The sequence below is a fragment of the Actinomyces gerencseriae DSM 6844 genome (assembly GCF_000429265.1).
Taxonomy (GTDB): Bacteria; Actinomycetota; Actinomycetes; order Actinomycetales; family Actinomycetaceae; genus Actinomyces; species Actinomyces gerencseriae.
In genome coordinates this window covers 1-26,617 of the sequence record NZ_AUBN01000019.1, presented here as the reverse complement: position 1 = coordinate 26,617, position 26,617 = coordinate 1, and the positions used below count along the sequence as shown (strand labels likewise).

Genomic DNA, 26,617 nt, shown 5'->3' with positions numbered 1-26,617 from the left:
AACTGGCGGCCCGAGCTTCCTTCAATGAGAGGATTCAGTTCCCATGGTATGTACGTGTGGTGGCGGCCGTCGGGCCACAGACGTATTCCCAAAGGGTCAAGAATGAGTTCGGGTGCTCGTGGCGGATTCACTGGCATGAACGTCCACATGAGAACACTGCCAGCAAGTAATCCCCAGGCGAAGCGCATCGTCCTTCTGGCTTCGGAGTGAGTGATATCCGGAGGTAAAGGCATCCACAGGGCGAGAGCGACACCGATCGTAACCATCAAGGGGGGTATCTGCTCCCACAGGAGAAATCCCCAGGATGGTCCGAACTCAACTGTGCCATCGCCCTGGTGCCAGCGACTGGGGGCTTCGCGGGTTTGACTGCATAATACGAAGCGTCCTGATCCCAGCAGAAGGAGGCTCAGGGCAGCCGAGAGAAGGAGGACGAAGATTGGCGCGAAAGGGTGTGTCAGTGCGACGAGGATGAAAGTCAGAAGTAGAAAGCTGCCGCATGTCACCTCCACCCATGCCTCGACCTCTCGATTGCGATCGGCGCGATCGCAGGAGTAGACTTTCGTCGATGGTCTCCGGCGTCGATGGTCGTTGATATTGATCACCGGGTCCCCATCTTCCATCCGTCTGCAATGAAGTCCGTGAAGTCTTCAATCTTCTCTTCCGCAGAACTGCAGGCATCCCCAAGATTGTCGAAGACCCAGTTCTTGGAATCAACAAGCCCCTCATCGATTTTCTCGCGAGTCTCCTGAGACACCCAGGTTTCATATGCATAACTGGTACCTGTAGAGACTGCCGGTGCTACCAAGATTCCACCGGAACCGGCGGCCGCGGCGGCAATAGTCCCAGTGGTTGCTGTAAGAATCGTCTCGCTGGGCGATTCGCCACGCACAAGATCGTAGACGGCGAATCCGATGGTGATAGCGCCGCCCCCTAGTTTGGCGGCGTTTTTTCCGAACTTCTCCTTGCTGATGGCCTTCTTTTCGAGCTTCCCGGATTCCCCTTTCCCTCTCTTTCGGTCGATGGCCTTATCGCTGGGGCGCGCTTTTCGGGCGTGAACCTGCGGGTTCGCCGATGCGTCTTGCGCCGCCCTTATCGCCGCCTGCTCGGCTGCGCCCCGTAGTTCTTCTGCCGCAGCGGCGTACTTGTGCTTCACGACCTTGCCGTACCCCTTGTCGAGGGCGGAAGCCAGAAGCGCTTCTGTGCCGGTCATGAAGCTGCTTTGAAGAACCTCGGACTCCGCGGTCGCGAGATTCTCGTCGATCCAGTCGTTGAGCTCTGTGAAAGTTCCGTTCACCTTGCCGCGGACCTTCTCGAAGTGCTTCACCTTGCGACGATAGGCGTCGTAGGCCTCGTCAGCGGCATGCCACTCCTCCTGTTCTGCCTTGGTGCATCCCTTGGGAAGGTCGCCCGGGTCGGAGACCGCCTCGGGGTATCGAATGATGTTGCCCTCCACGACGAGGTCGTACCCCCTCGCGGTTTCGAGATGATCATTCATGTCGTCCTTGCGCCAGGAGAGCTGGTTGGCGAAGGAGCGAATGGTGTCGGCGGCCTTCTTGGCGCGATCGTAAGCGTCATTGCAGGCCTTGCTCAGATCATCGGAGAAGGCCGTGACGGCCGATCCCAGTTCGCCGACGAGCGCGGAATTGGCCTGAGTGGAGTTGTTGGTGAACAGCAGATTGGCGTCGCTGAAATTGTCCCGCAGGCCCTCCAGCCAGGACGCGGCGCCGGAGACGGACTCCACGCTTCCCGGGATCGTCACATCGATATCGCTCACGGCATCTCCTTCTCCATGTTGCGGAAGGTCTGGGCGACGTCCTCATCGACCCCGGTGACCAGATCGATCGCGGATCCCATATTATCTCCTCCCAGGGTCGCCGCCTGCGCCAGCGTTCCTGCATCCTCTGCGAGCTGGGCGATCATATTGTCGATATACTCCGTGCCGTTCCCTCCGTCGACCTCCGAGGGCATGGTGGCCGCATCCTCCTCCAGATCGCTCTGTGCGGTGTAGAAGCGCGCTTTGATGTAGGTCGCGGCGTCGTACTGGAATTCAAGGTCGCCGGTCATCGAACTGCTCCATCTTCATCATTATCTTTCGTCTGGTGCCACAGGTTGCGGGGCACCGGCGTATCCAGATAGATCACGTCATAGGACTGGACCGCCTCCAGCTGGTCGAGATTCTCGGTGAGATAGAGAACCCACGGCTGGTTCGGTCCCAGGCAGCGGGCCAGTCGGTCGAGGGCCGTGTAGGCGAGCAGCGCGACACGACCGTCGCGCATCTGACGCAACTCGATCTCCGCCCCCCGCGTGTTGGATGCCCCGGTGGCGGGCAGGTACAGCGCAGGAGGGATGGGCGGGCGCCCGGACTCGGCGGGGCGCCCGGGGCTGGAACGCCCGGAATCGGCGGCGCGCCCGGGGTCGGAGCCGGGAGGCCCGTGCCTCGGATCGGCGCGCCCGGGCCCGGGGCCGGAACGCCTGGGCGGAGGCAGGATCATGCCTTCAGGGATGGATGGCATGCGGCAAGACTATGCGGGTTCGTGATGATGTGTCCATCACCCCTCTACCGCGGGCCCGTCATTCCCCGGCCGCGCTGGCCTCCAGAGCCTGCTCCAGGTCCGCCACCAGGTCGTCGGGGTCCTCGATGCCGACGCTCAGCCGCAGCAGCCGGTCGGTCAGCCCGTAGGCGGCGCGCGTGGCCGGCGGCACGTCGGCATGCGTCTGCACGCTCGGGCAGGTCACCAGCGATTCCACCCCGCCCAGCGACTCGGCGAAGGTGAAGACCCGCACCGCCCCCAGGAAGGCCGCGATATCGACGTCGTCGGCGGGGTCGAAGGAGACCATGCCCGAGCGTCCCGGGTACAGCACCCGGCTCACGCGCGCGCTGGCCTCCAGGAACTCCACGACGCGCCGGGCGTTCTCCTCATGCCGAGCCATGCGCAGGGACAGGGTCTTCAGGCCCCGCAGCAGCAGGAAGCAGTCGAAGGGGCCGAGCGTCGCGCCGGTGGTGTTGAGCCGGTACATGAGCCTCTCGCCCAGGTCAGGGTCGGCCACGACGACGGCGCCAGCCATGACGTCGTTGTGCCCGCCCAGGTACTTCGTGGCCGAGTAGACGACGACGTCGGCGCCCAGCTGCAGCGGTCGGCAGATGACCGGGGTGTAGAAGGTGTTGTCGACGACCAGCAGTGCCCCGGCGGCGTGCGCCCAGCCGGCCGCCCGCGCGATGTCGATCTCCGCCATCATCGGATTGGTCGGGGTCTCGATGATCGCCAGGGAGGCCGGGCGGCCCAGCGCCTCGTGCAGGCCCTCCTCGCCGACGACGAAATCCACCTCGCAGGCGCCCGACTCGGCCAGCACCTGGAGGTAGCGGTAGGTGCCGCCGTACAGGTCCTCCAGCGCCACCACCCGGCCGCCGCGGGGCGCGAGCGTCTCGACCGCGAGCTGGACCGCGGCCATTCCCGATGATAGGGCGAAGCCCGCCGTTCCGCCGTCGAGGCGCGTCAGCGCGTCTTGCAGGACGTCGCGGGTGGGCGAGGCCGTGCGTGTGTAGTCGTAACCGGTCGACTCGTGCAGCCCCGGGTGGCCGAAGGCGGTCGACAGGTGGATGGGCGCGGTGATCGCACCGGTCGCCGGGTCGGTGGCGGTGCCCGCATGGGCGAGCATCGTGTCCAGCCCCCAGGCGGGGGGCTCGGCCGACCAGGAGGCGTGGTGCTGAATCGGGACGGTGCGACAGTGCGAGCGATCGTCGTCGGCCGGGGCTGCAGGGCGCTGCGTCGCCCGGGAGGCGGCGGGGTCCGGTGCGGACCGCGTCGGCCGTGAGGATGGGTGAGCCGTGCGGGGCTGCGGAGCCGCGGTCCTCGGGCTCCCCGAGGAGTCGGAGCGGACGGGTGCGGGGGCGAAGCTGGTCATTGTGCGGGTCCTTCTGGGAATGGGCGCGGTGCTGAACCGATCTCGTGGCGGAATACGACCGATCTCGAGCCGGAACTGGACCGATCTCGGTGCGGAACCGGACCGATCTCGATGAATCAGGCTGCGGGTGCAGTGCCGGTCCGCCGGGCCTGCCTTGCTCGGCGGGCGAGCAGGGCCGCGGCGCCGGCCTCGAGGCGGTTCAGCGCCTCATCCAGCGTGGCGCGCGGGCAGCCGACGTTCATACGGGTGAAGCCCCGCCCGCCGGCGCCGAAGATCGCGCCGTCGTCGAGCCACAGCCCGGCCTCCTCCAGGATCACGTCGTCGAGCCTGTCGGGGGCCAGCCCCGCGGCCGCGAGCAGACCGGTGCAGTCCAGCCACAGCAGGTAGGTGCCCTCTCCGGGCACCGCCTCGACGCCGGGCACGGACGCCAGACGATCGACGACGTGCTCGCGGGCCGCGGCGATGTGCTCGCGCAGCTCGTCGAGCCAGGCGTCGCCGCCCTCGTAGGCGGCCCGGCAGGCGACCAGCCCCAGCGCGTTGGGCTGGGAGTAGCCGGCGGCGTCGAGCTCGGCCCGGAAGCGGGCGCGCAGGGCCGGGTCGGGGATGAGGATGTTGGCGACCTGCAGGCCCGCCAGGTTGAAGGCCTTCGACGGCGAGGTGCAGGTGACCGTGCGGGCGGCTACCTCCTGCCCCAGCGAGGCGAGGGGAGTGGTGCGGTGTCCGGGCAGGGCGAGGTCGGCGTGGATCTCGTCGGCCACGACGACGACGCCGTGACGGGCGGTCGTCTCGGCCAGCTCGGTGAGCTCGTCGCGCGACCAGACGCGCCCCATCGGGTTGTGCGGGTTGCACAGGAGAAGCAGTCGTGCGCCGGTGCGCTCCAGGACCGTCTCCAGGGCGGCGATGTCGCGCCGGTAGGCGCCGTCGGGGTCACGGATCAGCGGGACCGAGGCGACCGTACGGCCGTTGGCCTCCACGACCTCGCGGAAGGGGTAGTAGACGGGCTCCTCGATGACGACGGCGTCGCCAGGGCCGCTCAGTGCCCGCACCGCCGTCGCCAGGGCGGGGACGACCCCCGGGGTCACCACGTTCCATGCGGGGTCGATCCGCCAGCCGTAGCGGCGGGAGAGCCAGCCGGTCAGGGCGGCGTCGTAGGCGGCGTCGGGCTCGGAGTAGCCGAAGATGCCGTGGCGCACCCGCCACAGCAGGGCCGAGGTCACGCAGGGCGCAGTGGCGTGGTCCATGTCCGCCACCCACAGGGGCAGGGCGGAGGCGGGGCGGCCGCGCTCGACGGCGAAGTCCCACTTGAGGCTGCCGGTGCCGGTGCGGTCGTGGACGAGGTCGAACCGGGAGACGACGGAGTCCGCCGAGGAGGGTGTCGAGGTCGCGAGGGCCGCAGGAGGCGGTGCGGCGGGGCGGGCGCCGTCGGAGGGCGAACCGGGAGTCGGGGCGGTCGCGAGGGACGGTGTCGCCGGGACGGGGGAGAGGGCATGGACTGAATGGACTGACATGGCTGACGGATCCTTGGGGCCGGCACGCGGCGGGCGCCGTCGGGCGGCGGGACGGGCGCGTGCGAGAGGCGTGCGACGAACGGAGGGGACGAACACGGGGCCGCCGGGCGGGCGGGGCCGCGGAGTACGACGAGCAGGCGGTGAGCGGTGCTCGGACTCTGACCGTTACTCGGGTTACAGCGACGGCTGGCGCTGTCAGCGCATGCGCATTCGACGCGTGACCAGGGCGCGCACCGGCAGGGCACGGGTCGTGGGCGTCGTGGCGTTCATGGGGTGAGAGTAGCGGCTGGTGCGGCGGGGCGCCAGCCGCGGCGAACGCGCTCGGCTGCGGCGGGCGCGCTCAGGGGGCCGGTCGCCGGGCCGGGCGCGCTCAGCCGGCGGGCGTGTAGGTGGTGAGGGCTCCGTTGCGGGGCGAGTAGCCGACTGCCGTGCGGGGATCGGCGAAGACGAGGTAGTCCCCCTCGGACGGGTCGAGACCGGGCACGTCGATGGTCGTCCCACTCTTCGCGTCGACCATGGCGCAGAACGTCGTCCTGCGGGTGGCTTCCGACACCGCTGAATGTGACGATTCCGTTCCTGCTCGTGGCAGCGGCGTGCGGGCTACTGCAGTCCTCGTCCAGGCCGGTGTTGTAGGAGCGGATCTCATAGACGTGGACCTCGGGGGCGGCGAAGGAGGGCCCGTCGTCCAGGGGCACCCGCGAGATGCAGCTCGCCTCCTTCGTGGTGTACTCGCCCACCCGCTTGTCCTCGGGGATCCCGTCGTCGACGCCGGTGTTCCAGGCGGTCAGCTCGTCAAGGGGGGGGGAATGGCCCCGGCCCAGACGGTCGGGGGTGGGCGCGGTCGCGGTCGGCCTCCCCGACGGCGACGACGTAGTGCTTGCCGCTGCGCACGATCACGCCCTCGCTCACGTTCGCCTCCTCGGTGGCATCGACGCTCCACGCCCTGCTGCCGTCCTACCTCCAGGCGGAGCAGGACCCGCTCTCGCAGCTGAGGGCGAGGTCGTTGACGATGACCGCCGCCCCCTTCCAGGGCGCGCTGCGGTGGTCACCGGTGGCGACGTCGTAGAGCCGGCCGTCGGCGACGATCGTGTCGTTGTCCCAGAACACGATGTACGTCTCCATGATGCTGGCGATCTCGACCTTGACGCTCCAGGACTCACTCGCCCGCCCGCCGGTCAGGGAGTAGCCGGTGAGCGTCGCACCGCTGCTCGATCGACCGATGCCGGAGGAGTCCTTCGAGAGTGCGACGAGGAACGTTCCGTTCGGAGACACAGCGATCGTGGCGTCCTTCTTGATCGTGGAGGACCCCGTCCGCTTCGCCCCGGCGGCCCAGTCGTCGGCGGGCACGACCATATTCGGGTCGATGATGCTCCCAGAGTCGCGCAGCAGGAACCACCAGGCGGCTGTGCCGCCTCCCGCCGTCAGCATGACGACGAGGACGATGATCAGAACAATGAGTCCCGTGCGCTGCCTGGGCGGTTGCGCGGGCGCGCCGCCCGGTACCGGCCCCGGCGGAATCGGCTGCGGGTAGGCCTGCTGGTACGGGGGTACTGCGGCTGCTGCGGCTGCCGCGGATATTGCGGATAGTGAGAATATTGAGGGTATTGCGGGCCCTGCGTTTGCTCGGGTGCAGGTTGATGGGGATAGGGGGAGTAGGAGGGTTGGGAACCGCCTCAGCCTCCCGCGGGCGCACCGGAGCCGGACGGCGGGTAGGGGTACGGATAAGGACCGTCGGAGGGCGCCGGCTGATAGGGCGGATACGCCTGTGTCATGCAGTCATCGTATGAGGTCTCCCGTTCCAGGGGGAGGTCCTATGCGACGCTCGTCTCGTCCGGCCGGGCGCGGCGTCGTCGGACCGATCTCGAGCCGGAACTGGACCGATCTCGGCGCGGAACCGGACCGATCTCGAGCCGGAACTGGACCGATCTCGGTGCGGAACCGGACCGATCTCGGCGAAGGGGGCGGCGGACCAGTGGCTCACCCGTTGGCGGGCTTGTAGCTGATGAGCGTGCCGTCCGCGGGGGAGTAGCCGATGATCTGCTTCGGGGTGACCACGTCGAAGAGGGCCCCGTTGTCCGGGTCCAGCCCCTCGAAGGCGATCCGCTCGCCCGTCGCGGAGTCGAACATCAGTGAGAAGGGGGTCTTGTTCGTCATCTGGGCCGTGCCCACCATCACCACCTTCGCACTGTCGGAGACCTGGGTGGTCTCATCGTTGAAACAGGGGAAGACGTTCTTGTCGAAGCCGGTGAGGTCGATCGTGGCGCCCCCCGTCATCGAGATGCTCTGCCCGCAGTGGGGTTCGCCGGTGGCGCCGACCGTCGGCATTGTCCCGGCCGCCGCACTCAGGTCACCTCTGACCCATATCTTCTTGAGATCCTCGGCCGTGCGCGGGCTCGGGAGGCGCAGCACCCTGGTGTTGTCCCCGAAGGAGCGTTGGATCTCCGTCGATTTGGGCTTTCCCCCGTCTATATCGTAGAAGGACATGTGCCACTCATCGGAGGTCCCCGACAGCACATCGGAATGAGCCGAGGAGATGGCCCATCCCTCAGTGGTGCTCGTGACGGCGTAAACGGCGGGATTTTCCTCCGGCACGGAGAGGCTGATGAATTCACCGGTGTCGATGTTGAAAACGTAATGGTGGGCGATGATGGCGTATTTCGCGTCGACCCGGGTGTATACTGTCGCGTAATTGTGGGCATCATTGATGATGCCCGCGGCGATATCGGTTTCTGAGTTCGTGAGCAGGCTCTTCACCGGGTCATTGACGGCCGAGGACCAGGCGGGGGTGGTGTCGCCTTCGCGGTAGCCTGCGCAGGTGGTTTTCTGGCAGGCGATGACGGTGTCGCCGGCGACGACGGGGACGGCGTCGGTGGGCCATGGGGCGTCGGTGGTGTCGCCGGTGGTGATGTCGTAGAGGGTCGTGCCGTGGATGAGGGTGTTCTTGCCCCAGGTGAGGAAGGCGGGGTAGATGGTGGGGTTGTTCCTGGCGCCGCTTGTGGCGACGGTGTCTCCTGTAGTGTCCACGGTGGCGGTCCAGGCCGTGGACGGGCCGGAGTCGTTCATGGTGTAGGCGGTGAGTGTGGAACTCTGGGTGTTCTCGCCGTCGGTCTTGACGGAGAAGAGGTGGTCGGGGGAGGTGAAGATGGAGGCGCCCGGGTCGATCGCCGTGGACCACTGCTGGGTCGAGCCCGACGCCCACGAGTCCGACGGGGTGGGGGAGCGCGTGCGATCCGTCATGGGAGGCTGGGCGTAGTTGGTGTCTCCGGCGGCCAGCAGTCCGCCCCCGACGACTCCTCCCAGGGTCAGCGCCCCGATGAGGACGGCGATGACCGCCGTGCGCAGGTCGAGGTGCGGGCGGTGATCGGGCGCGGGTGCGGGCGGACTCATGGGGTCGATCGTATGCGATCGAGACGGAATCGTGATCTACGTGCCGGCGTCGCTCGCAGAACCGGCGTCTGCCGCGGAGCCGGCGTCGGGTCGCAGAGCCCGCACCGGCACGACCGTCGTCAGCGACTCCCCGCCGTGATCGAGCTGGCCGATGCAGACCTCGACATCGAAGACCCGGGCGAGCGTCGCCTCATCCATGATCTCGCGTGTCGGACCGGACACGGCGCGATGCCGGGAGTCCAGGAGCAGCACGCGGTCGGCGATGCTCAGGGCGTGCGCCGGGTAGTGCGTGTTCATGATGATGCTCAGCCCCCGATCGTGGACCAGTGTGCGCAGCAGGTCCAGGACGATGAGCTGGTTGTGGAAGTCCAGGCCGGTCTCCGGCTCATCCAGGACCAGCACCTCCGGCTCGGCGACCAGGGCCCGGGCGATGAGCACCATCTGGAACTGCCCGCCGGACATCGTCCGGCACGGCATGAGGGCCAGCGCCTCCGCGCCGATGCCCGCCAGCGCCTCCTCCGCCATGGCTCGCTCCCGCGGCCCGGGCTGGGCGAGCAGCGGCAGGTGGGGGGAGCGTCCGAGCATCACCATGTCCACCCCGGACAGACCCGTCGCGGTGGAGTTGCGCGTTTGCGGCACGTAGGCGATCCGGCGCCCGATCTCCCTGGGGGACAGGGTCGCCAGATCCACGCCGTCCAGGAGAGTCGCTCCGGACTCCCATTTCTGCAGGCCGAGCATGGTGCGCAGGAGCGTCGTCTTGCCCGCGCCGTTGGGCCCCAGGATCGCGAGCAGCTCGCCGTCGTCGACCTCGACCTCGATGCGCTCCAGGATCGGGGCGGGGGCTCCCGGGTAGCGGAAGGTGCCGTCGTGGACCCGCAGTCGCGCGCTCACGTCCGCACCCCGCCCGTGCGGCGCAGCAGCGTGATGAAGAAGGGTGCCCCCACGAGCGCCGTGACCACGGAGACGGGGATCTCCGAGGCGGTGAGGGTGCGCGCGATCGTGTCGATCATGATCATGACGCTCGCGCCCAGCAGCAGGCAGACCGGGATCAGGTACCGGTTGTCGGACCCGATCAGCATCCGCGCCGCGTGGGGCACGATGAGCCCGATCCAGCCGACCTGGCCGCACAGGGAGACCACCGAGGCGGTCACGACCGTCGCGCACACGATCAGGACGATGCGCAGGCGGCGGACGTCGACGCCGGCCGCCCTCGCCTCGTCCTCGGACAGCGCCAGCACGTTGAGCCGCCAGCGCAGGGCCACGATGACCCCGGAGCCGACGAGGATGAAGGGCGTGGCCATGGCGATCTGCCCCCAGGACGCCCCCGAGAGGGAGCCCATGAGCCAGTAGGTGATCTCCGGCAGCTCGCTGGTGGGGTCCGCGGTGAGCTTGAGCATCGACAGGACGGCGTCCACCAGGGCCGAGACGATGACGCCCGCCAGCACCAGCGTGACGACGTCGGTCCCGCCGCCGCGCCGGCGCGCCACTGTCGTCGTGATCGTCACCGTGATCAGGCCCGCCACCAGCGCCGTCAGCTGGACGCCGGTCATCCCCCGGCCCAGCAGCAGGGCGACGACGGCGCCCACGCAGGTCCCCGAGGCCACGCCGAGCGTGTCCGGGGTGGCCAGCGGGTTGGAGAAGATCGACTGGAAGGCGGCGCCCGAGACCGCCATCCCGGATCCGATGAGGACCGCGACGGTGATGCGGGGCAGTCGCAGGTTGAACACGACGGAGTCGGCCCTCCGATCCGAGGAGACCCCGCCCGTGGCGCGGGCGGCGATGGCCTCCACCATCCTCCCCGGGCCGATCCCGTAGCGTCCCGCCATGATGGCCACGGCCACGCAGACCAGGACGAGGAGCGCCAGAAGCGGCAGGACCCATGGGCTCGGGCGACCCCGGTGCAGGAGGGGCGCCGGCATCAGGCGTCCGGATCGATGATGGTGGCGACCTGCTCGTCGGTGAGGTCGAAGGCGTACATCCGGTGGTAGTAGTCCTTGGTCAGGGCCGGCAGGTCGATGTCGGCGAACTGGTCGGGGTAGAGCTCGGAGCCGACCCAGTAGGCGGCCAGCGGCGCGTCCGGGTTGGGCGTGAACCAGTTCCACATGCCCAGCCCCGTGGAGTAGACGGCCTTGTTCTTGTAGGCGGTCAGTTGGGTGAAGTCGACGCCGTCGACGCTTCCCGCCAGGACGTCCGCCGCGGTCAGGTTGCTCATGCCCTTGCCCGTGACCAGGATGGAATCGGGATCCCGGCGGAGGACCTCCTCGAGGGTCATCTGCAGGCGGGACCCCTCGGTGCCCTCGGCGGCGTCGTTGTAGCTCATGCGCTTGGCCCAGCAGTCGGTGAACCAGCCCTCGGTGCCCGCGGCCACCACGGGCTGGCCGCCCTCCACGCCCATGAGCACGAGCGCCGAGAGCCTGTCGGCCTCCGCGACCCGGGCGGCGCGCGCCTGGGCGTCCTCGACGTATCCGGTGCCCAGGGCGATCTTGTCGGTCATCTTGCCGGGCTCGTTGAACACGTCCTCGAGCAGGTGCATCCAGTCGGCGTAGGTGCTGGTCGGGTCGCCCTTCGTGGTGAAGCCGACGGCGGGGATGCCGGCCGTCTCGAACATCTGGCCGTGCTTGTCGTTGAAGGCGTTGTAGAAGACGACGTCGACGTCGAGGTTCAGCAGCGACTCGGTGTTGAGCTCGCCGTTGTCGTAGTAGGAGGTGTCGACCTCGAGGATCTCGGGGGCGATCCGGGCGGCGATGGTCTCCCTCAGGGCGGAGACCCGGTCCGGCCTCATGCCGACGAGGTTGGGCGCCGAGCCGTCGAAGTAGGCGAGGTAGGTCGACTCGATCGGGATCTGATCGAATGCGACGCGCGTGACCGTGGCGGGCAGGGTGACCTGCTTGTCGCCGTGGTCGGTGATCGTGCGGGTGCCGTCGTCGGGGCCCGGGCTCGATGCGCGCGAGCAGGCGGCCAGGGCGGTGCCCGTGGCCACCGTGAGGGAGGCGAGGAGGAAGTGCTTGCGGGAGAGCTGCATAGGGGCCCTTCGGACACGAGCGGATAACGGCGAGTGCCCGAACTTTATGATACGTAAGGCTTTCCTAACAAGGGCGCCGGTGCGTCAGCACATGGGTCGCGGCGATGACGGGTTGGCGGCCCGGGTGCGGCGGCTTGGGGGCCTTCTCGTCGCCCGCGGCCGCGATGGCCGGTGGCTCGTGGGGGCGGCGGCTTGGGCGAGCTCCGCCTCGTCTCGCCGTCGCGTGCCCCCAAGCGGCTCGCGGTGGCCCGAGGCCGTGCTCGGGTGGGCGGCCGGGGGTCAGTCGACGATGCCGTAGAGCCGGTCTCCTGCGTCGCCCAGGCCCGGGACGATGTAGGCGTGCTCGTTGAGCCGCTCGTCCTCGGCCGCGGTGACGACGGTGACGTTGGCGCGACCTCCCACGGCGGTCTCAAGGGTCTTGATGCCCTCGGGGGCGGCGATGAGGCAGATGGCGGTGACGTCGCGGGCGCCGCGCTCCAGCAGGTAGTCGATGGCGGCGACCAGGGTGTGGCCGGTGGCCAGCATGGGGTCGATGACGAAGCACTGGCGACCGGAGAGATCGTCGGGCAGGCGGTTGGCGTAGGTCTCCACCTCGAGGGTGTCGTCGTCGCGCCTCATGCCCAGGAAGCCGACCTCCGCCGTCGGGAGGAGGCGGGTCATGCCTTCGAGCATGCCCAGGCCCGCGCGCAGGATGGGCACGACGATGGGCCGCGGCTCGGACAGGCGCAGGCAGTGGGCGACCGCGACCGGGGTGGTGATCTCGACTCTCTCGGTGCGAACCTCGCGGGTGGCCTCGTAGGCCAGGAGGGTCACGAGCTCATCGACCAACTGGCGGAATACCGCCGACGGCGTCGTCCGATCACGCAGAACGGAGAGCTTGTGGTCGATGAGCGGGTGATCGGCAACGTGAAGACGCATGGGGTCAGCCTACGGTGTACGAGCCCCTCGGACGTGCCGAACCGCGGTCGTCGGCGGTGGCGGGGCGGGGCTCGATGGGGGGGGCTCCGGCGGGGTGGCGACGGCGAGGCGGGGCGGCTCCGTGACGCGGTCGTGTTTCCATGAGACTTATTCGGGCTCGGGTTGTGTCACATGTTCGCGGCGGTTGTGGGCGGGGCGCCGTGGCCTTCGGTGTGTCTGCGGGCATCGCGGGTGGTTCCGGAGCCTGGTTGCGGGCGCGCGGTCGTACTCGGGGGCGCGCGGTCGTACTCGGGGGGGCGCGGTCGTACCCGGGGGCGCGCGGTCGTACCCTAGAGCCTCCCTAAGGTACGACTTGGCGCGGAAGGGTACGACCGCGCGGAGAACAGTACGACCGCGCGCAAAAGGGTACGACCGCGCGGGGCTCTCGCCGCGAAGCAGTACCGGACGACCGGCCCGGCTCCGGGAGCGCGTGGACGGTCCGAACCAGAATCCAGCGAATCAGCCTTCGCGTTGCCTCGACTGACCGGTTTCCGGCCCGATCCCCCGCCAAAGGTGCGGGGAGCCGACTCATTCATCTACGCCAATGCCGGCGGGGTCCTGCCCCTGCCATGGGGCGAGGAACGTCTGGCGGTCGGTGGTGGAGGCGGCGGGGTCCTGCCCCTGCCGCGAGGCGAGGAAACGGCAGCTCACTCACATCTCATTCGGGCTCGGTGGGGCTCTCTGCTGAGGGCCAGAGGAGACGACCCCGGGGCCGGTGAGGGCGAGCCCGGCAGGTCCGGGCGCCAAGAGTGCGAGTTCTGTGGAGCCATACCCGTGATGGCGTTTGGGGAGGGTTCGGTCGGCCAAGGGCGTGAGCAGATGGTGGACCAACGTGCCGACGTGGAGTGCTGCCGCGGTGGGCGTCAAGGGCATGAGTTCCGTGGGCGCCTCACTCCGATGACGACGGTGCGATGCCGGGGCGGGTGGGTACCAAAGACCAGTGCCATCAGGGGTTGCGCGATGAGACTCCGGGGGTACGACGGCGGTTCCCGTCGGATGAGGTCAGCGGGTGATCCGGTGTGCAGCAGAGTTGCACCGGATCCAGGGGATGCTCGATCTCGGCGCGGAACCCGACCGATCTCGAGCCGGAACCCGACCGATCTCGACGAAGGAGTTGCACCGGGTCCGGCGCCCGGACGCTGTTGGCCGCCGTCGGTCAGGCGTGGGCGCGCAACCAGGTGAGCACCGCCCGCACGCGCCGGTTCTCCTCTCCCGGCAGCAGGTCCAGTTTGAGGAAGACATTCGCCACGTGCTTGGCCACTGCTCCGTCGGACAGCACCAGCCGCTCCGCGATCTGCCTGTTGGACAGTCCCTCCGCCATGAGCGTGATGACCTCGGCCTCCCGCGGGGTCAGTCTCCCCAGTTGCGGACCGTCCCGTTCCTCCCGACCAGCGGGAGGAACGGTTGCCTCGTCGTATCCGGCCGTGCTGTGCGCCGTGCCCGCCCCGGCCGTGCTGTGCGCCGTGCCCGCCCCGGCCGTCATAAGGTGAGCCAGAACCTCCGGGTCGATGACGACACCGCCCGAGACCACCACATCCAGGGAGCGCAGGAAGTCGCTCACGCGTCCCACCCGTTCCTTGAGCAGATAGCCGACCGAGCCGTCGTCCCCTTCGAGGAGCTCGCCGAGATAGGGCCCGGCCACATAGGCGCTGAGCACCACCACGGGCAACCCGGGGTGCGACGCGCGCAGGTCGATGGCCGCCCGCAGGCCGTCGTCGGTTCTCGTCGGCGGCATCCGCACATCGGTGACCACGGCATCCGGAGGCTCGCCCTCCGCCATCAGTCGTGCGACCTCGGCGCGCAGCGCGTCGGCGTCGGCCACCTGGGCGACCACCTCGTGGCCCGCTGCGGTCAGCAGTCCCGCCAAACCCTCGCGGAGCAGGACGGCGTCGTCGGCGAGCAAGATCCTCATGCGTTCATAGTGCCTGTCCGCGATCGACCTCTGCGAACTCGTCCATCGCGGGCGCTGTGCGCGCGGTGCGGTCCGCGGGCCCTTCGACCATCGACACGGGCCCGTCCGCCGCGCATTCGCGAGGGCTCCGGGCCCTGCTGCCACGGGGCCGGTCCGTCTGCGCGCCCGTAGATGATCCCGACGTCCCGTCGAACTCTGCTGCCACGGGGCCGGTGCACCGCGACAGCGCGACGCCGCGTTTCAGAAGCCGCCCCTCGCCGCGTCCTCTCCTGTCGCCCACGGCGGCATCAGAGGAGCGGTGATCGTCAGCGTCGTCCCGCCTCCGACGGGGGAGACGACGTCGAGCGCCCCGCCCACGGACTCCACCCGCTGCGCCATGCCGCGCAGCCCCGTCGAGCCGGCGGTCACCGCCTCCGCCCCGCCGCACCCGTCGTCGGCGACCACGGCGGTCAGGCCCTCCGCCGCGCATTCGAGCTCCACCACGGCGCGCGCCCCGGCGCCCGCGTGCCTGGCCGCGTTGGTCAGGGCCTCGGCGATGGCGAAGTAGACGGTCGTGGACACCGGCGAGGAGACCGACCCGCGGTCGATCGCGTCGTCGGAGATCCGGACCGTCGTCGGCAGCGGCGCTCGCCCCGCCAGATCGCGCAGCGCTGCGGACAGGCCCCGCTCGGTCAGGACGGCCGGTCGAATGCCGTGCACCGTCTCGCGCAGCGATCGCAGTGCCGCTTCAGCGCGATCCTGCGCGACGTCGAGGTCGGCGAGCAGGTCGGCGCGCAGCTCTCCCGTCCGTCCCAGGGCATCCAGCGATTCCGTGCGCAGACGGGTCGTGCCCAGGGCCATGGCGAGGGCGACGAGCTCCTGCTGGGCGCCGTCGTGCAGATCCCGTTCGATGCGGGCGCGCTCGGCGTCGAAGGCGTCGACGAGCGTGGCCCGCCCCGCCGTCAGGTGACCGACCTCGGCGGTCAGCGCCTCGATGCGCTTCGCCTGCCGGTTCTCGGAGAGGGCCTCGACCATTCGCGTGCGCAGAGCTCCCAATCCGAGCAGCAGAGCCAGGGTGAGAACCAGGACGGCGACGCCGATCGGTGCCGTCCACCAGATCTCCCCCGCTCTCGCGCCGACCACGTGCACGGCGCACGCGTTGATCCGGATCGGCCGATCGGGGGTGGCCATGAAGGGGATCGCGATGCAGGTGATGGCCAGCAGCCCGCCGATGGTCGTCAGGAAGAAGCCGACCGTCGTCAGCATGAGGGCGCCCAGGCACAGGGGCAGGTCCTGACGCCAGAATGCCGATCTGGTCACGCGGGAGGCGAGCCATCTCCCCAGGCCCTCGGGCGGGGTGCTCCCTCGGGTCCGGCCGGCGCTGCCCCGTGGCCGCCCCGGGTGCTGCGCCTGCGCGGCGCCCAGCCGTGCCGAGGGCGCCTTCGCGCCCACTGCTCGGGCGATCGTTCGCTCGGTCGCGGCGGCCGCGGGCACCACGAGGTGGAAGGCCAGGGCCAGGGGGATGAGCGCGATGAGCAGTGGTATCCACAGGGCGGCGCGCACGATCTCGCCGACGATGAGGACGACGCGACGCAGGTGCGGGTTAACAGCGGCGGGTTCTGCCGGTTCGGCTGAGTCGGCGGGTTCTGCCGGGGTGATGAGCGCGTCCGAGGCGGGCCCCGCCCAGGCCGCCGACTCGGCTGGCTCGCCTGAAGCGGCCGGCCCGGCCGACGTGGACGGAGTGGTGCGCCCCGCCGGCTCGGCCGACCCACCTGATGCGGTGGGTCCATCTGAAGCGGCGGGCCCGGCGGTTCCAGTGCGCTCGCCGGCTCGGCCGGTCCGGTCCGTCGACGTCATGGGGGCGACGCTACGGAACCCGGGGCCTCTGGTCACTGGTCCCAGCGCCCCTTCACGGTGGACCGGGGTCCACCACATGGAATCGCGGAGAACGGGCCCGACCACCAGTGACCGGATCCGCATCCCCCGGGTTCCCTCGGACCATGAATGCTCTTGCCGTGATCGCCTCCAGTATGATCCGCACCTACCCCGTTCCCGGCCATCGGCGCAGCGGGGTCAACGCTCTCGACGTCGTCGACCTCGCCCTTCCGCACGCCTCCTTCACCGCCCTTGTCGGCGCCTCCGGGTGCGGCAAGTCCACCCTCCTCCAGTGCGTCGCCGGGCTCGATCGCCCCACGAGCGGCAGCGTCCGCGTCCTCGGCACCGAGACCACCGCTCTGCGTCCGGCCGCTGCCGCCCGCTTCCGGGCCGACCACATCGGTTTCGTCTTCCAGGAGGACAATCTCGTCACCGCCCTGTCCGTCCGGGACAACGTCGCCCTGCCCGGCCGACTTCGGCGCAGACCCCTGAGCCGCGCAGACGTCGACGCCGCCCTGGAACGCGTGGGACTGAGCCGGCAGGCGCGCCATCTGCCGCACCAGCTCAGCGGCGGCGAGCGTCAACGAGTCGCCATCGCCCGCGTACTCGCCTCCCGCCCCGACATCGTCTTCGCCGATGAGCCCACGGCCGCTCTCGACGTCGCCTCCGGCGCGGCCGTCCTCGATTGGCTCGCCCGGCTGCGCCGGACCGGGACGACGGTTCTCATGGTCACTCACGACGCCGCGGCGGCCGCGCGCGCCCAGAGCGTCCTGGTCATGGACTCCGGCCGGATCGTCGGCGAACTGCCCGGCGGCGACCCCGATGCGGTCTCCCGGGCCGTTCTCGCCGCCCGTGCCGGGAGCCCGAGCCGGATGGGACGGCGGGAGGGGGCTCTCCGATGACGCGTCTCCTCCTCGCCGATCTGCGCCGCCACGCCGGCACCTGGACGTGGACCGTCGCCGTCGCCGTCGTCACCGGGGCCTGCGTGGCCGGTCAGTTCATGGTCATGCGCGGCTCCCTGGACTCCGCCCGCGCCACGGCTGATGCCAGCATGATCGAGGCCGCCTCCGTCGTCACCACCTTCATCATCGTCTCCGTCGTGCTCGCCGCGGTGGCCGTGCTGACCTCCACCAGCGCGCTCGCCGTCGTCGAGCGCGAACGCGACCACGGCCTGTGGAGGGCTCTCGGCATGCGGCCCATCGTGCTGCGCGTCGTCGTCCTCGGGCAGCTGGTCGTCGTGGGCGCCCTCGGATCTCTCGTCGGCACAGCGGCCGGCGTGCTCGTCGCCCGCCTCATGCTGCCCCTCCTCATCGATGAGCGCGTCGCCCTGGCCGGCACCGTGCCGCGGTGGGAACCCGTCGATCTGCTGTGGTCCGCGCTCATCGTCGCGGGCTCGGTCATGATCGGCGGCTGGGGCGCCGCCCGGCGCGCCGCGCGCGCCCCCGAGTTCGCGCTTCTACGCGGACGTGGTGACGAGGAACGGCGCTGGGGTCCTGCCCGCGTCCTCGGCCTCCTGCTTCGGCTGGCCGCAGTGGGCGGGGTCGGCGCGGGTGCGGTCTCCGCCTGGCTGACCATTCGGACCGCGGGCGCCGGCAGTGACGGTGCCGCTGATGCCGCCGCCCTCGGCTCCCTCGGTGTTGTCGTCCTCATATGCCTGCTCACGCCCTGGATCGTCCCCTGGCTGCAGAGGGCGCTCGCGGCCCTGCCCGTCCCCGGTACCGCGTGGCAGGTGGCCGTGCGGACCGCTGCCCTGGAGTCGCGTCGCTCCTCGGCCACGGTCCTGCCCTTTCTCGTGGCGATCGGGTTGGTGGCCGTCCTCTTCAGCGGCAGGTCATTGGGCCTCGCCTCGGTGTCCACCGAGGGCTTCCTGTCCATGTTCGGCCTCGCCTTCGTCGTGGCCTGGAGCGGCGGGGTCGCCGTCATCGCCATGAGCGCCGGGAGACGGCGTCGTGACGCCGCCCTGCTGCGCGCCGCCGGGGCTCGCGAGGGCGGCGTGCTCGCGGCGCAGGTCCTTGAGGGGGCTCTCCATGCGCTCACCGCGGCTGTCCTCGGTCTCCTCGCCCTCACGGTGGCGGGTCCGCTTCTGGGAGGCGCGGCTGGCCTGACGGTGTCCGACGTCCTCGTCCGCGCACCGCGGGTGGAGCTCGGCGTGGTCACGGGCCTGACGCTGGTCACCACCTGCCTGGCCGTCGTGGTCTCCTCCCGCGCTCGCAGTGGGCAGAGCGTCGGGCAGACCCTGCGGGCACGGGACTGAGCGGGGTCCTCCCGCCGGGTCGTGCGTGGCCTGCTGGGGCGCCGGGCCGCCGGGTCGTGCGCGTGGCCCGCTGGGGCGCCGGGCCGCCGGGTCGTGCGCGCACTTCGCCGCCTGAGCCGGCGGCCCGTTGCATAGGGGCGTACGGCACCGATCCAGGTGGCGAAGTACTCGGAGAACCTCGGTCCTTGGGGGGGCGGCCGGCTCGCGCGGTCGTACCCGGGACCGCGCGGTCGTACCTGGGCTCGCGTGGTCGTACGTTATGGCGCGCGGTCGTACCTTAGAAGCCCTCTAAGGTACGACCGCGCGCCGCTGGGTACGGCCACGCAGGGTCATCGTCCGTGGAGCGGAGCCGGACGGCCGGGCTCGTTGCTGAGCATGCGGAACCGGACCGATCTCGAGCCGGAACTCGACCGATCTCGGCGAGGGACGGCGCTGCGGCTCGATGGCCCGCGGCTCAGCTGTACGCGGTCTCGCTCGTGCCCAGGTACTCCAGCCAGCGCTCGTAGTGGTCGAGGACGTCATGGGCGACTTGGTCGGCGGACCAGTCCATGATGTCGTAGCCCCTTCCACCGCCGCGCAGGCGCACCTCGAGCCGCACCGTGACGTCGTCGGCCTCGTTCATGCCGCCCCCGTAGGAGGGCGCCGGAGCCTCGACCATGCGCACCACGTAGCGGAAGACCCGGTGCCCGTCCGCCCGCTCGAGGACCTCGGGCTCGAACTCGCCGTCGCGCGCCTCGCTGTGCGGGTCCGTCACCAGCAGGGTGGCGCGTCCCAGGTAATTGCGCTCGTCGTCGGGGTCGTTGGCCTCTTCTCCCTCGACGTAGACCTCCGCGTCCAGGCTCTCCTTCTCCAGCTCGGCCGCCACCGCCTCCAGCGCCGGCACGATGCGCCGGTCCAGCGCCCGCTGGGCCCGCTCGGCGCTGACGTGGGCGAAGGTATGGGACAGACGGTCGCGCCAGGAGATGCGGTGCATCCCCGCCGCGGTGCCGGTGAAGCCGACCTGACGGTTGCGGTAGGCGCGCGAGCGGGCCAGGTTGAGGGTCGCCTCTTGACGGAGGGCCCTGAGCAGGCAGGCCATGATCGCGACGAGGATGAAGCTGAAGGGCAGCGCCATGACCAGAGTCGCCTGCTGGAGGATGGTGATGCCTCCTGCTATGAGCATGGCGATGGTGAGCACGCCGGTCAGGGTCGCCCAGAAGATCCGCAGCCATGGGGCGGCGTCCTCCCTCTCGCCCTTGATCCGGCTGGACAGGCTCGACATGACCAGTGCCCCCGAGTCGGCGCTCGTGACGTAGAAGAGGATGCCGATGAACAGGGCGAGCGCGATGACGGGCTTCCCCCCGGCGCCGTCGAGCAGGAGGTAGAGGCCCTGCTCGGGCTTGGTGATGGTGGTGTTGGCGAAGTCCTCGTTGCCCGAGCGGATGAGTTCCAGGGCGCTGTTGCCGAAGATCGCCACCCACATCACCACGTAGGAGAAGGGCAGGACGAGGGCTCCGAAGATGAACTCGCGGAGTGTACGGCCGCGGGAGATGCGGGCCAGGAACATGCCGACGAAGGCTCCCCAGGTGATCCACCAGGCCCAGAAGAACAGCGTCCAGCCGTTGAGCCACTCCTCGGGTCGGTCGTAGGCGTAGGTCTCCAGGGTCAGTTGCGGGAACTGGTAGATGAAGTCGCCGATGCTCTGGATGAGCGAGTCCATGAGGAAGGCCGTGTTTCCCGTGATCAGCACCCACAGGGCCAGGCCGATGGCGAGGACCACGTTGATGTTGGACAGCACGCGCACTCCCCGGTCCACGCCGGTGGTGGCCGAGATCGTCGCCATGATGACGGACAGCGCGATCAGGCCGATCTGCGCGCCGATGCCCTGGGGGATGCCGAAGAGGATGTCGAGGGCCACGTTGAGCTGGACGACGCCGACTCCCAGCGATGCCGCGATGCCGAAGACGCCGCCGACGAGCGCCGCGGTATCGACGACATCGCCGATCCAGCCGTCCACGCGGCGGCCGAGCATCGGGCGCAGTGTGGACCGCACCGCCAACGCATCGCGCCGTCGGTAGGCGAAGTAGGCCATGGCCATGCCCATGATCGCGTAGACGCCCCAGCCGGAGATCCCGTAGTGGAAGATCGCCAGGACGACGGCGTGGCGGGCGGCTTCGATGGTCTGGCCCTCGCCGACGGGCGGCTTCATGTACTGGGCCACCGGCTCGGCGATGGCGAAGAACATGATGCCGGTGCCGATACCGGCGGCGAAGAGCATGGCGGCCCAGGAGAAGGTGGAGAAGTCCGGGGTGGAGTTGTCGGGGCCGAGCCTCACGCGCCCGTACCTGCTCATGGCGATCAGGAGGACGAAGATGAGAGCGGCCGTGATGAGCAGGATGTAGAAGGAGCCGAACCACTTCCCGGCCCAGGCGACGGCGGTGTCGAAGGCGCTCTGCACGGCCGACGGCGCGATGAAGGCGCCGGCGGTGACCACGGCGATGATGAGGGCGGAGGCGATGAACACGCCCCAGTTGATGGGCTGCCCGGAGGGATCGGGGGTATCAGGGGCGTCGGTGGGATCAGAGGGGTCGGGATCCGTTGGGGCGGGGTTGGGGGAAGGGACGGTGGGCGACTCGACGTCGAGGTCGGTGGCGTCCGAGCCGGTGGGGTCGGGTTTGCCGTTCGCTGGCGGTTCCATGCTGATGTGACTCCATTCACCATAGTGATGACAGCGCCAAAGCCTTGCAGGTGCGGGCGCGGAGAGCAAATGGAAGTGGCGGATTCTCGCCGGAAGAAGCGGGTCGGAGGCTGCGTGGGGCTTATGGTTTCCCGCATTGAATATGAAGTAGATCACATTTTGACGAGATCTCGGATTCCGGCAGGCTGGCGGGGTGAGCACTGGTCTGGTCGAGGCGCGCTACGGCGCCGCCATGGATCGCGCCCTTGCTCTCGCCGCCGCCGCCGGCCGAGCCGGGGAGGTGCCCGTGGGCGCCGTCGTCCTCGGTCCCGACGACGACGCCCTGGTGGAGGCCGCCAATGCTTCACGGACCGCCCGCGATCCCACGGCGCACGCCGAGATCCTGGCTCTGAGGGCGGCCGGGGCGGCGCTGGGGGACTCGCAGCTGGAGGGGTGCTCGCTGGTGGTCACCCTCGAGCCCTGCACCATGTGCGCCGGGGCGATCCGGCTGGCGCGGGTCGTGCGTGTGGTCTTCGCCGCCTGGGAGCCGAGAACCGGGGCCTGCGGCTCTGTGCGCGATGTCCTGCGCGATCCGCGCGCCAATCACCGTGTCGAGGTCGTGTCCGGGCTGCGCGAGCGAGAGTCCGAGGCGCTGCTGCGGCGCTTCTTCGTCGAGCGCCGGTGAGGGGGCGGTGCTGACGGCGGGGTGGTGGGGGTGGCGGGGCGAGGGCCGTGCGCCCCCTTTTTTTTTCGTCGAGATCGGTCGAGTTCCGTGCCGAGATCGGTCCGGTCTCATCGAGGGGATGAAGGGCCTGATGCTCCTATATCGCTCTAACGGATGGGGGCTATTGGTATAATGGTGTGATAAAAAGGGTTGATGATATCGATGGATAAGGGGTCATGTCCGTTGCTGTGTCCCCGGAGGCGGGCCTGGTAGTTCAACGGATCCTTGCGCTGAAGGTGGTCTTGAAAGCGGTACCGCAATCCTCCTCGCCCGGTCGTTCTCGAATCCGCGCAGTCGTACGTTAGGGGGCAGTCAAGGTACGACCGTGCAGGAGCGCGTACGACCGTGCGATACGTGGTAGGACCTCGCGGGGTGCGTGCGATGGCCCGATGCGGATTTGCGGCGCTGGTGTATCGCTCTTGCGGTTCACGGAGGTTTTCAAGGGGTGCCCCCTTCTTATGCTCGCATTCTTCCCCCATTCCATCGATCTCCAAGCGCGCTCGTAGCGCCTTCGCTGGCGGGAGCTGCCCCGGAGTCCGTTGAGAAAAGCCGGTTCCTCGTGTTGCGGGGGTGTGGTGGGTGGGGTGCGTACGGTTGTTCGGGTCTTTTCTCGTCGGGGTGCTGGTTGACGATCCCGGGGCGGGTGCGAGTGCCGGCCCCGGGGCTGCGTCGTCCTCCTGCGACGCTTGCGTGACGCACGCAAGTTCACCTCGGCGGGTCCCGGGCCTGCGGCGTTCTGCCGGCCGGGATCGCTCGTCGTCGTACCCGCGGAGGGCGCCGGCTCGCGCCGCGTCGTCCGCCCGCTGGGTCCGTCCCGGCGCCGGCATGGGTTCTGCTGAGTTCCATAGGCCCCGCGCGGTCGTACCCCACCGCACGCGGTCGTACCCCCGGCGCTCCCGGTCGTACGCAACTCCACGCGGTCGTACCTTAGAGCCCCTCTAAGGTACGACCACGCGCTCTCGGGTACGACCACACGCCCCGAGACGCCGAACCACCGGCACCCACCGACCCCGACCGCACCCTCACGCACGATGGGACGAAAAACCTCGCTGATGCTCGTGCTCAACCGGATGGGAGGAGGGCGTGATCGTCTTGCGAAAAGGCTCTCATATTCAGGCATTAGCTTTGTGAATCCGGTATGACGGTGTTCATGGGGAGGGCGTGTATGTGCGCGGTTTCTGGTCAAACTTTTGACTGGCACGGCCGGGGTGCCGAGGTCTTGCGGCGTTGCGTGTCCCCGTCGTATGTGCTACGTGCGGTCCGGGTTCACTTCTCGACACGGAACTCGACCGATCTCGAGCTGGAACTGGACCGATCTCGGCGCGGAACTCGACCGATCTCGACACGGAACTCGACCGATCTCGGCGCGGTGTTGACATGCGCCGCGCGGGCGAGTGCCATGATCGTAACCACCGCCCGCTAAGATCCGCGGTGTCGAGACGTAAGGAGCCCCATGGAACTGGCCGACTTCCTCCGGCACGTCGATGCCGGACTGCCCGTGCGCGACGGCACCCCCGCTGCCGTCTTCCAGAGCCGACGCGCCGCCGAGGTTCAGAGGCTCACCGCCGAGCTCAACACCGGGTACCGCTCCCCCGAGGAGATCCGCGACCTCATGGAGCGGATCGTCGGTCGTGCAGTGCCCGAGTCCTTCCGCCTCTTCCCGCCCTTCACTACCGATTTCGGCGCCAATATCCACCTGGGCGAGCAGATCTTCATCAATTCCGGATGTCGTTTCCAGGATCAGGGGGGCATCTGGATCGGGGACCGCTGCTTCATCGGTCACGACGTCGTCATGGCGACCCTCGACCACTCCCTGGCCGTGGCGGACCGCGCCACCACCCATCCGGCGCCGATCCGCCTGGGCTCCGATGTGTGGGTGGGGGCCAAGGCCGTCATCACCTCGGGGGTGACCATCGGCGACGGCGCGGTGATCGCGGCGGGCGCCGTCGTCACGCGCGACGTGCCGCCCTGCACGATCGTCGGTGGAGTACCCGCCAAGGTCATCCGCCGCCTCACCGCGGATGAGGCCGGTGACGCGGGACGGGCCGTCGATGAGGCCGACGACGGGGAGGCCGCGGGCTGAGACTGGGGGAGCGGGGCTGAGGCCCCGAGCGAGCGGCTCCGGCCCCGTGAGCGACTTCGCACCCGCAGCGGATTGGGGCGGATGCCGCCTGCCGTGTACTCTCGACCTCTGAGGTAGCGTGTCCGAGCGGCCGAAGGTGCAGATCTCGAAAGTCTGTGTGGTTCATAGCCACCCTGGGTTCGAATCCCAGCGCTACCGCCACGGTGGTCCCGGGCCCGGAGGGGTCCGGGACCTCGATTCTCCTGCGCGGAATATGATGGGGTGGGTCGAGCTCCGACCTCTCCGCGCGGGATGTGATGCCCCGCGCTGCGCGGCCCGACGCGGGCCCGCCTCGTCGGAGCCCGCGTCGCCCCCTTCACCAGGGCCTTGTCGAGCCCGACGGCGTCATACGGGGGCGCTGCTCGTGAGATCCCCTCTTAATGAGGACCGGGGCTCTCGGGAGTGCGATCCGACAGCGAGGCGATGTGCTGAGCGATCGCGAGGCCGGTGGCGTCCCCGGTCGTGGCGATGAGGATCGTGTTGTCTCCCGCGATGGTCCCCAGGACGCCGGGGAGCATCGCGTCGTCCACGGCGGCCGCCATCAGCTGGGCGGCGCCCGGCGGCGTCTGGAGAACGACGTCCCCGTGGGCGCAGGCCACCGAGACCAGTAGCTCCTCGGCCAGATGCGCGAGATGCTGGTCGGCCTGCACCTCGGCGTCGTCGGGAAGGCGCTTCTGCCCGGGGGCGCCCGCCTCGGGCAGGACGTAGACCTGCTTCCCGCTGGCAGTGCGGGCCTTGGAAGCGCGCATCGCCTTGAGATCGCGCGACAGCGTCGCCTGGGTGACGGTGAAACCATGCGTCACGAGCATCTGCTGCAGCTCGCGCTGCGAGTGGATGCGGGTCGTGCTGATGATCCGCTCGATCAAGCGGCGCCGCGCGGCCCGTGTACGGGCCGCGATATCAACATCCTGTTGCGGTGACATGATTTTCACGGAACCTCCATGGTCGAGACCGACGTGCGTCCGGGAGGCGCGGGGAACTCCCGCCCTTCCGGACGCACGTCGGTCTCATCTCCTCCTCCTAGACACTGCGTTGCGTAATAGATACCTGTGCGAAGCCTACGCGATAAACTCGTGTGGTGGTTCGTGCGGTGGTTGGAGGTCGTTGGGGTGGCCGTAGTTGCCGGCGGGGGTGATGATGGTGCCGGTGGTGCCGTTGAGGATGGTGTGGGCGTCTTGGAGTCGGCCGATGGCGGCGATGTCTCCGGTGAGTTCGACGAAGCGGCATGCGGCTTCGACTTTGGGTCCCATGGAGCCGGCGGGTGGGTTGAGGGCTCTGAGGGTGGCGGGTGTGGCGCGGGGGATGTGTTGTTGGTGGGGTGTGCCGTAGTGGGTGTAGACGCCGTCGACGTCGGTGAGGATGAGCAGGGCGTCGGCTTCGAGGTGCTCGGCGAGGGTGGCGGCGGTCAGGTCCTTGTCGATGACGGCTTCGATGCCCTGGAGTCGTCCGTGGGTGTTGCGGATGACGGGGACGCCGCCTCCGCCGGCGCAGATGACGATGGCGCCGGTGTGCAGCAGGGTGCGGATCAGGCGGGTCTCGATGACGCGTTGGGGTTGGGGGGAGCCCACGACGCGGCGCCAGTGGGGGCCGTCGGGTTTGAGGGTCCAGCCGCGTTGGTCGGTCAGGTCGTCGGCTTGTTGGCGGGTGTAGACCTCGCCGACGAATTTGGTGGGGTTGTCCAGGGCGGGGTCGTCGGCCAGGACGAGGGTCTGGTTGATCATGGAGGCGACCTGGCGGCCGGGCAGGGCGTTCTGCATGGCTTGGAGGAGCCAGTAGCCGATCATGCCCTGGGTCTGGGCGCCCAGGGTGTCGAAGGGGTAGGGGGCGCTCAGGCGCTGGTCGTTGGCGGACTGCAGGGCCAGGACGCCGACCTGGGGGCCGTTGCCGTGGGTGATGACCAGCTCGTGGTCGGCGGCCAGTGCGGCCAGCTGGGCGGCGGCGGTCTGGACGTTGCGGATCTGGGTGTCGGCGTCGGGCTTGTCGCCGCGGCGCAGCAGGGCGTTGCCGCCCAGGGCTGCCACGATTCTCATCGGGCGTCCTCCTCGCGGTTCTCCCGGTCGGCGCCGGTGGTGCCGGTGGTGGTGCCGGTGGTGGTGGGGTAGGGGGGATCGGCCAGGGTGGCGACCATGACGGCCTTGATGGTGTGCATGCGGTTCTCGGCCTGGTCGAAGGCGGCGTTGGTGCTGGTCTCGAAGACGTCGTCGGTGACCTCCAGGCCGTTCATGCCGGTCTTGTCGTAGATGTCCTGGCCCACGGTGGTGGCCCGGTCGTGGAAGGCGGGCAGGCAGTGGAGGAACTTCACGTCGGGGTTGGCGGTG

Annotated in this window: 21 protein-coding genes, 1 tRNA gene and 1 pseudogene; 5 read left to right on the top strand and 18 right to left on the bottom strand. The window is 69.4% G+C overall.

All coding sequences use genetic code 11. The features are described 5' to 3' along the window. Positions 1-598: 598 nt before the first annotated feature. The 14 genes from G448_RS0109005 to G448_RS15955 all read right to left on the bottom strand — a co-directional run bounded on the left by G448_RS0109005 (position 599) and on the right by G448_RS15955 (position 16,525). Positions 599-1,774, bottom strand: a complete 1,176-nt coding sequence (locus tag G448_RS0109005; protein WP_026407711.1) for a hypothetical protein — start codon at positions 1,772-1,774, stop codon at positions 599-601. After that, on the bottom strand, positions 1,771-2,064 hold the full coding sequence (locus G448_RS0109000; RefSeq protein ID WP_026407710.1) for a hypothetical protein: 294 nt from the start codon (positions 2,062-2,064) through the stop codon (positions 1,771-1,773). The genes G448_RS0109005 and G448_RS0109000 overlap by 4 nt, the downstream gene beginning before the upstream one ends. Continuing rightward, entirely contained in the window at positions 2,061-2,513 is a 453-nt protein-coding gene (locus G448_RS18810; protein WP_245572265.1) for an SAV_915 family protein, read from the bottom strand. Before G448_RS18810 ends, G448_RS0109000 begins: the two co-directional genes overlap by 4 nt. Positions 2,514-2,571: 58 nt before the next feature. After that, positions 2,572-3,903, bottom strand: coding sequence for a PLP-dependent transferase (locus tag G448_RS15965; RefSeq protein ID WP_084436586.1), 1,332 nt, complete (start codon positions 3,901-3,903; stop codon positions 2,572-2,574). Positions 3,904-4,019: 116 nt separating this feature from the next. Continuing rightward, positions 4,020-5,411: a MalY/PatB family protein gene (locus tag G448_RS0108985; protein ID WP_026407709.1), complete on the bottom strand. Its 1,392-nt coding sequence runs from the start codon at positions 5,409-5,411 to the stop codon at positions 4,020-4,022. A gap of 370 nt (positions 5,412-5,781) precedes the next feature. After that, positions 5,782-5,964, bottom strand: a complete 183-nt coding sequence (locus G448_RS18140; RefSeq protein WP_156910989.1) for a hypothetical protein — start codon at positions 5,962-5,964, stop codon at positions 5,782-5,784. Positions 5,965-6,365: 401 nt separating this feature from the next. Beyond that, complete coding sequence (locus tag G448_RS0108975) at positions 6,366-6,839, bottom strand: hypothetical protein (RefSeq protein WP_026407708.1); 474 nt, start codon at positions 6,837-6,839, stop codon at positions 6,366-6,368. A gap of 549 nt (positions 6,840-7,388) precedes the next feature. Then, positions 7,389-8,798 (bottom strand): hypothetical protein, encoded by a 1,410-nt coding sequence (locus tag G448_RS0108970; RefSeq protein WP_026407707.1) that lies wholly within the window; start codon positions 8,796-8,798, stop codon positions 7,389-7,391. A 36-nt stretch (positions 8,799-8,834) separates the two neighbouring features. Next, positions 8,835-9,689: an ABC transporter ATP-binding protein gene (locus tag G448_RS15960; RefSeq protein WP_245572264.1), complete on the bottom strand. Its 855-nt coding sequence runs from the start codon at positions 9,687-9,689 to the stop codon at positions 8,835-8,837. Then, positions 9,686-10,717, bottom strand: a complete 1,032-nt coding sequence (locus G448_RS0108960) for a FecCD family ABC transporter permease (protein ID WP_026407706.1) — start codon at positions 10,715-10,717, stop codon at positions 9,686-9,688. The genes G448_RS15960 and G448_RS0108960 overlap by 4 nt, the downstream gene beginning before the upstream one ends. Continuing rightward, positions 10,717-11,820 carry an ABC transporter substrate-binding protein gene (locus tag G448_RS0108955; RefSeq protein WP_026407705.1) on the bottom strand — a complete coding sequence of 368 codons (1,104 nt, stop codon included), beginning with the start codon at positions 11,818-11,820 and terminating at the stop codon, positions 10,717-10,719. Before G448_RS0108955 ends, G448_RS0108960 begins: the two co-directional genes overlap by 1 nt. A 279-nt stretch (positions 11,821-12,099) precedes the next feature. Then, the gene (gene upp, locus G448_RS0108950) at positions 12,100-12,738 is read right to left on the bottom strand and encodes a uracil phosphoribosyltransferase (protein WP_026407704.1); all 639 of its coding nucleotides are present in this window, start codon (positions 12,736-12,738) and stop codon (positions 12,100-12,102) included. Positions 12,739-13,933: 1,195 nt separating this feature from the next. Beyond that, a complete protein-coding gene (locus tag G448_RS0108940; protein ID WP_026407703.1) occupies positions 13,934-14,689 on the bottom strand; it encodes a response regulator in 756 nt (251 codons plus the stop codon). Positions 14,690-14,929: 240 nt separating this feature from the next. Continuing rightward, entirely contained in the window at positions 14,930-16,525 is a 1,596-nt protein-coding gene (locus G448_RS15955; RefSeq protein WP_084436584.1) for a sensor histidine kinase, read from the bottom strand. A gap of 143 nt (positions 16,526-16,668) precedes the next feature. Here G448_RS15955 and G448_RS15950 point away from each other — a divergent pair, with 143 nt between their 5' ends. Together G448_RS15950 and G448_RS0108925 are read left to right on the top strand one after the other, a co-directional pair. Further along, a complete protein-coding gene (locus G448_RS15950) occupies positions 16,669-17,445 on the top strand; it encodes an ABC transporter ATP-binding protein (protein ID WP_051268833.1) in 777 nt (258 codons plus the stop codon). Further along, complete coding sequence (locus G448_RS0108925) at positions 17,442-18,797, top strand: FtsX-like permease family protein (RefSeq protein WP_026407702.1); 1,356 nt, start codon at positions 17,442-17,444, stop codon at positions 18,795-18,797. The genes G448_RS15950 and G448_RS0108925 overlap by 4 nt, the downstream gene beginning before the upstream one ends. A gap of 454 nt (positions 18,798-19,251) precedes the next feature. Here the strand turns inward: G448_RS0108925 and betT are convergent, their stop codons facing one another. Then, positions 19,252-21,474, bottom strand: a complete 2,223-nt coding sequence (betT, locus tag G448_RS0108920; RefSeq protein WP_026407701.1) for a choline BCCT transporter BetT — start codon at positions 21,472-21,474, stop codon at positions 19,252-19,254. A 232-nt stretch (positions 21,475-21,706) separates the two neighbouring features. Here betT and G448_RS0108915 point away from each other — a divergent pair, with 232 nt between their 5' ends. The 3 genes from G448_RS0108915 (at position 21,707) to G448_RS18135 (ending at position 24,461) form a co-directional block, all read left to right on the top strand. After that, positions 21,707-22,138, top strand: a complete 432-nt coding sequence (locus tag G448_RS0108915; RefSeq protein WP_051268843.1) for a nucleoside deaminase — start codon at positions 21,707-21,709, stop codon at positions 22,136-22,138. A 1,492-nt stretch (positions 22,139-23,630) separates the two neighbouring features. Then, positions 23,631-24,260, top strand: a complete 630-nt coding sequence (locus G448_RS15945; RefSeq protein WP_051268831.1) for a DapH/DapD/GlmU-related protein — start codon at positions 23,631-23,633, stop codon at positions 24,258-24,260. 112 nt (positions 24,261-24,372) lie between these two features. Beyond that, positions 24,373-24,461, top strand: a tRNA-Ser gene (locus G448_RS18135). Positions 24,462-24,676: 215 nt separating this feature from the next. On the opposite strand, the gene G448_RS0108905 is transcribed toward G448_RS18135, so the two are convergent. From G448_RS0108905 to G448_RS15940, 3 genes and pseudogenes are all read right to left on the bottom strand, one after another. Then, positions 24,677-25,222 (bottom strand): arginine repressor, encoded by a 546-nt coding sequence (locus tag G448_RS0108905; protein ID WP_034494912.1) that lies wholly within the window; start codon positions 25,220-25,222, stop codon positions 24,677-24,679. Between the two features lie 135 nt (positions 25,223-25,357). Beyond that, on the bottom strand, positions 25,358-26,329 hold the full coding sequence (gene arcC, locus G448_RS0108900) for a carbamate kinase (protein WP_026407698.1): 972 nt from the start codon (positions 26,327-26,329) through the stop codon (positions 25,358-25,360). After that, positions 26,326-26,617 (bottom strand): annotated as a pseudogene (locus tag G448_RS15940) (hypothetical protein); the annotation flags it as partial. The gene arcC and the pseudogene G448_RS15940, both read right to left, overlap by 4 nt.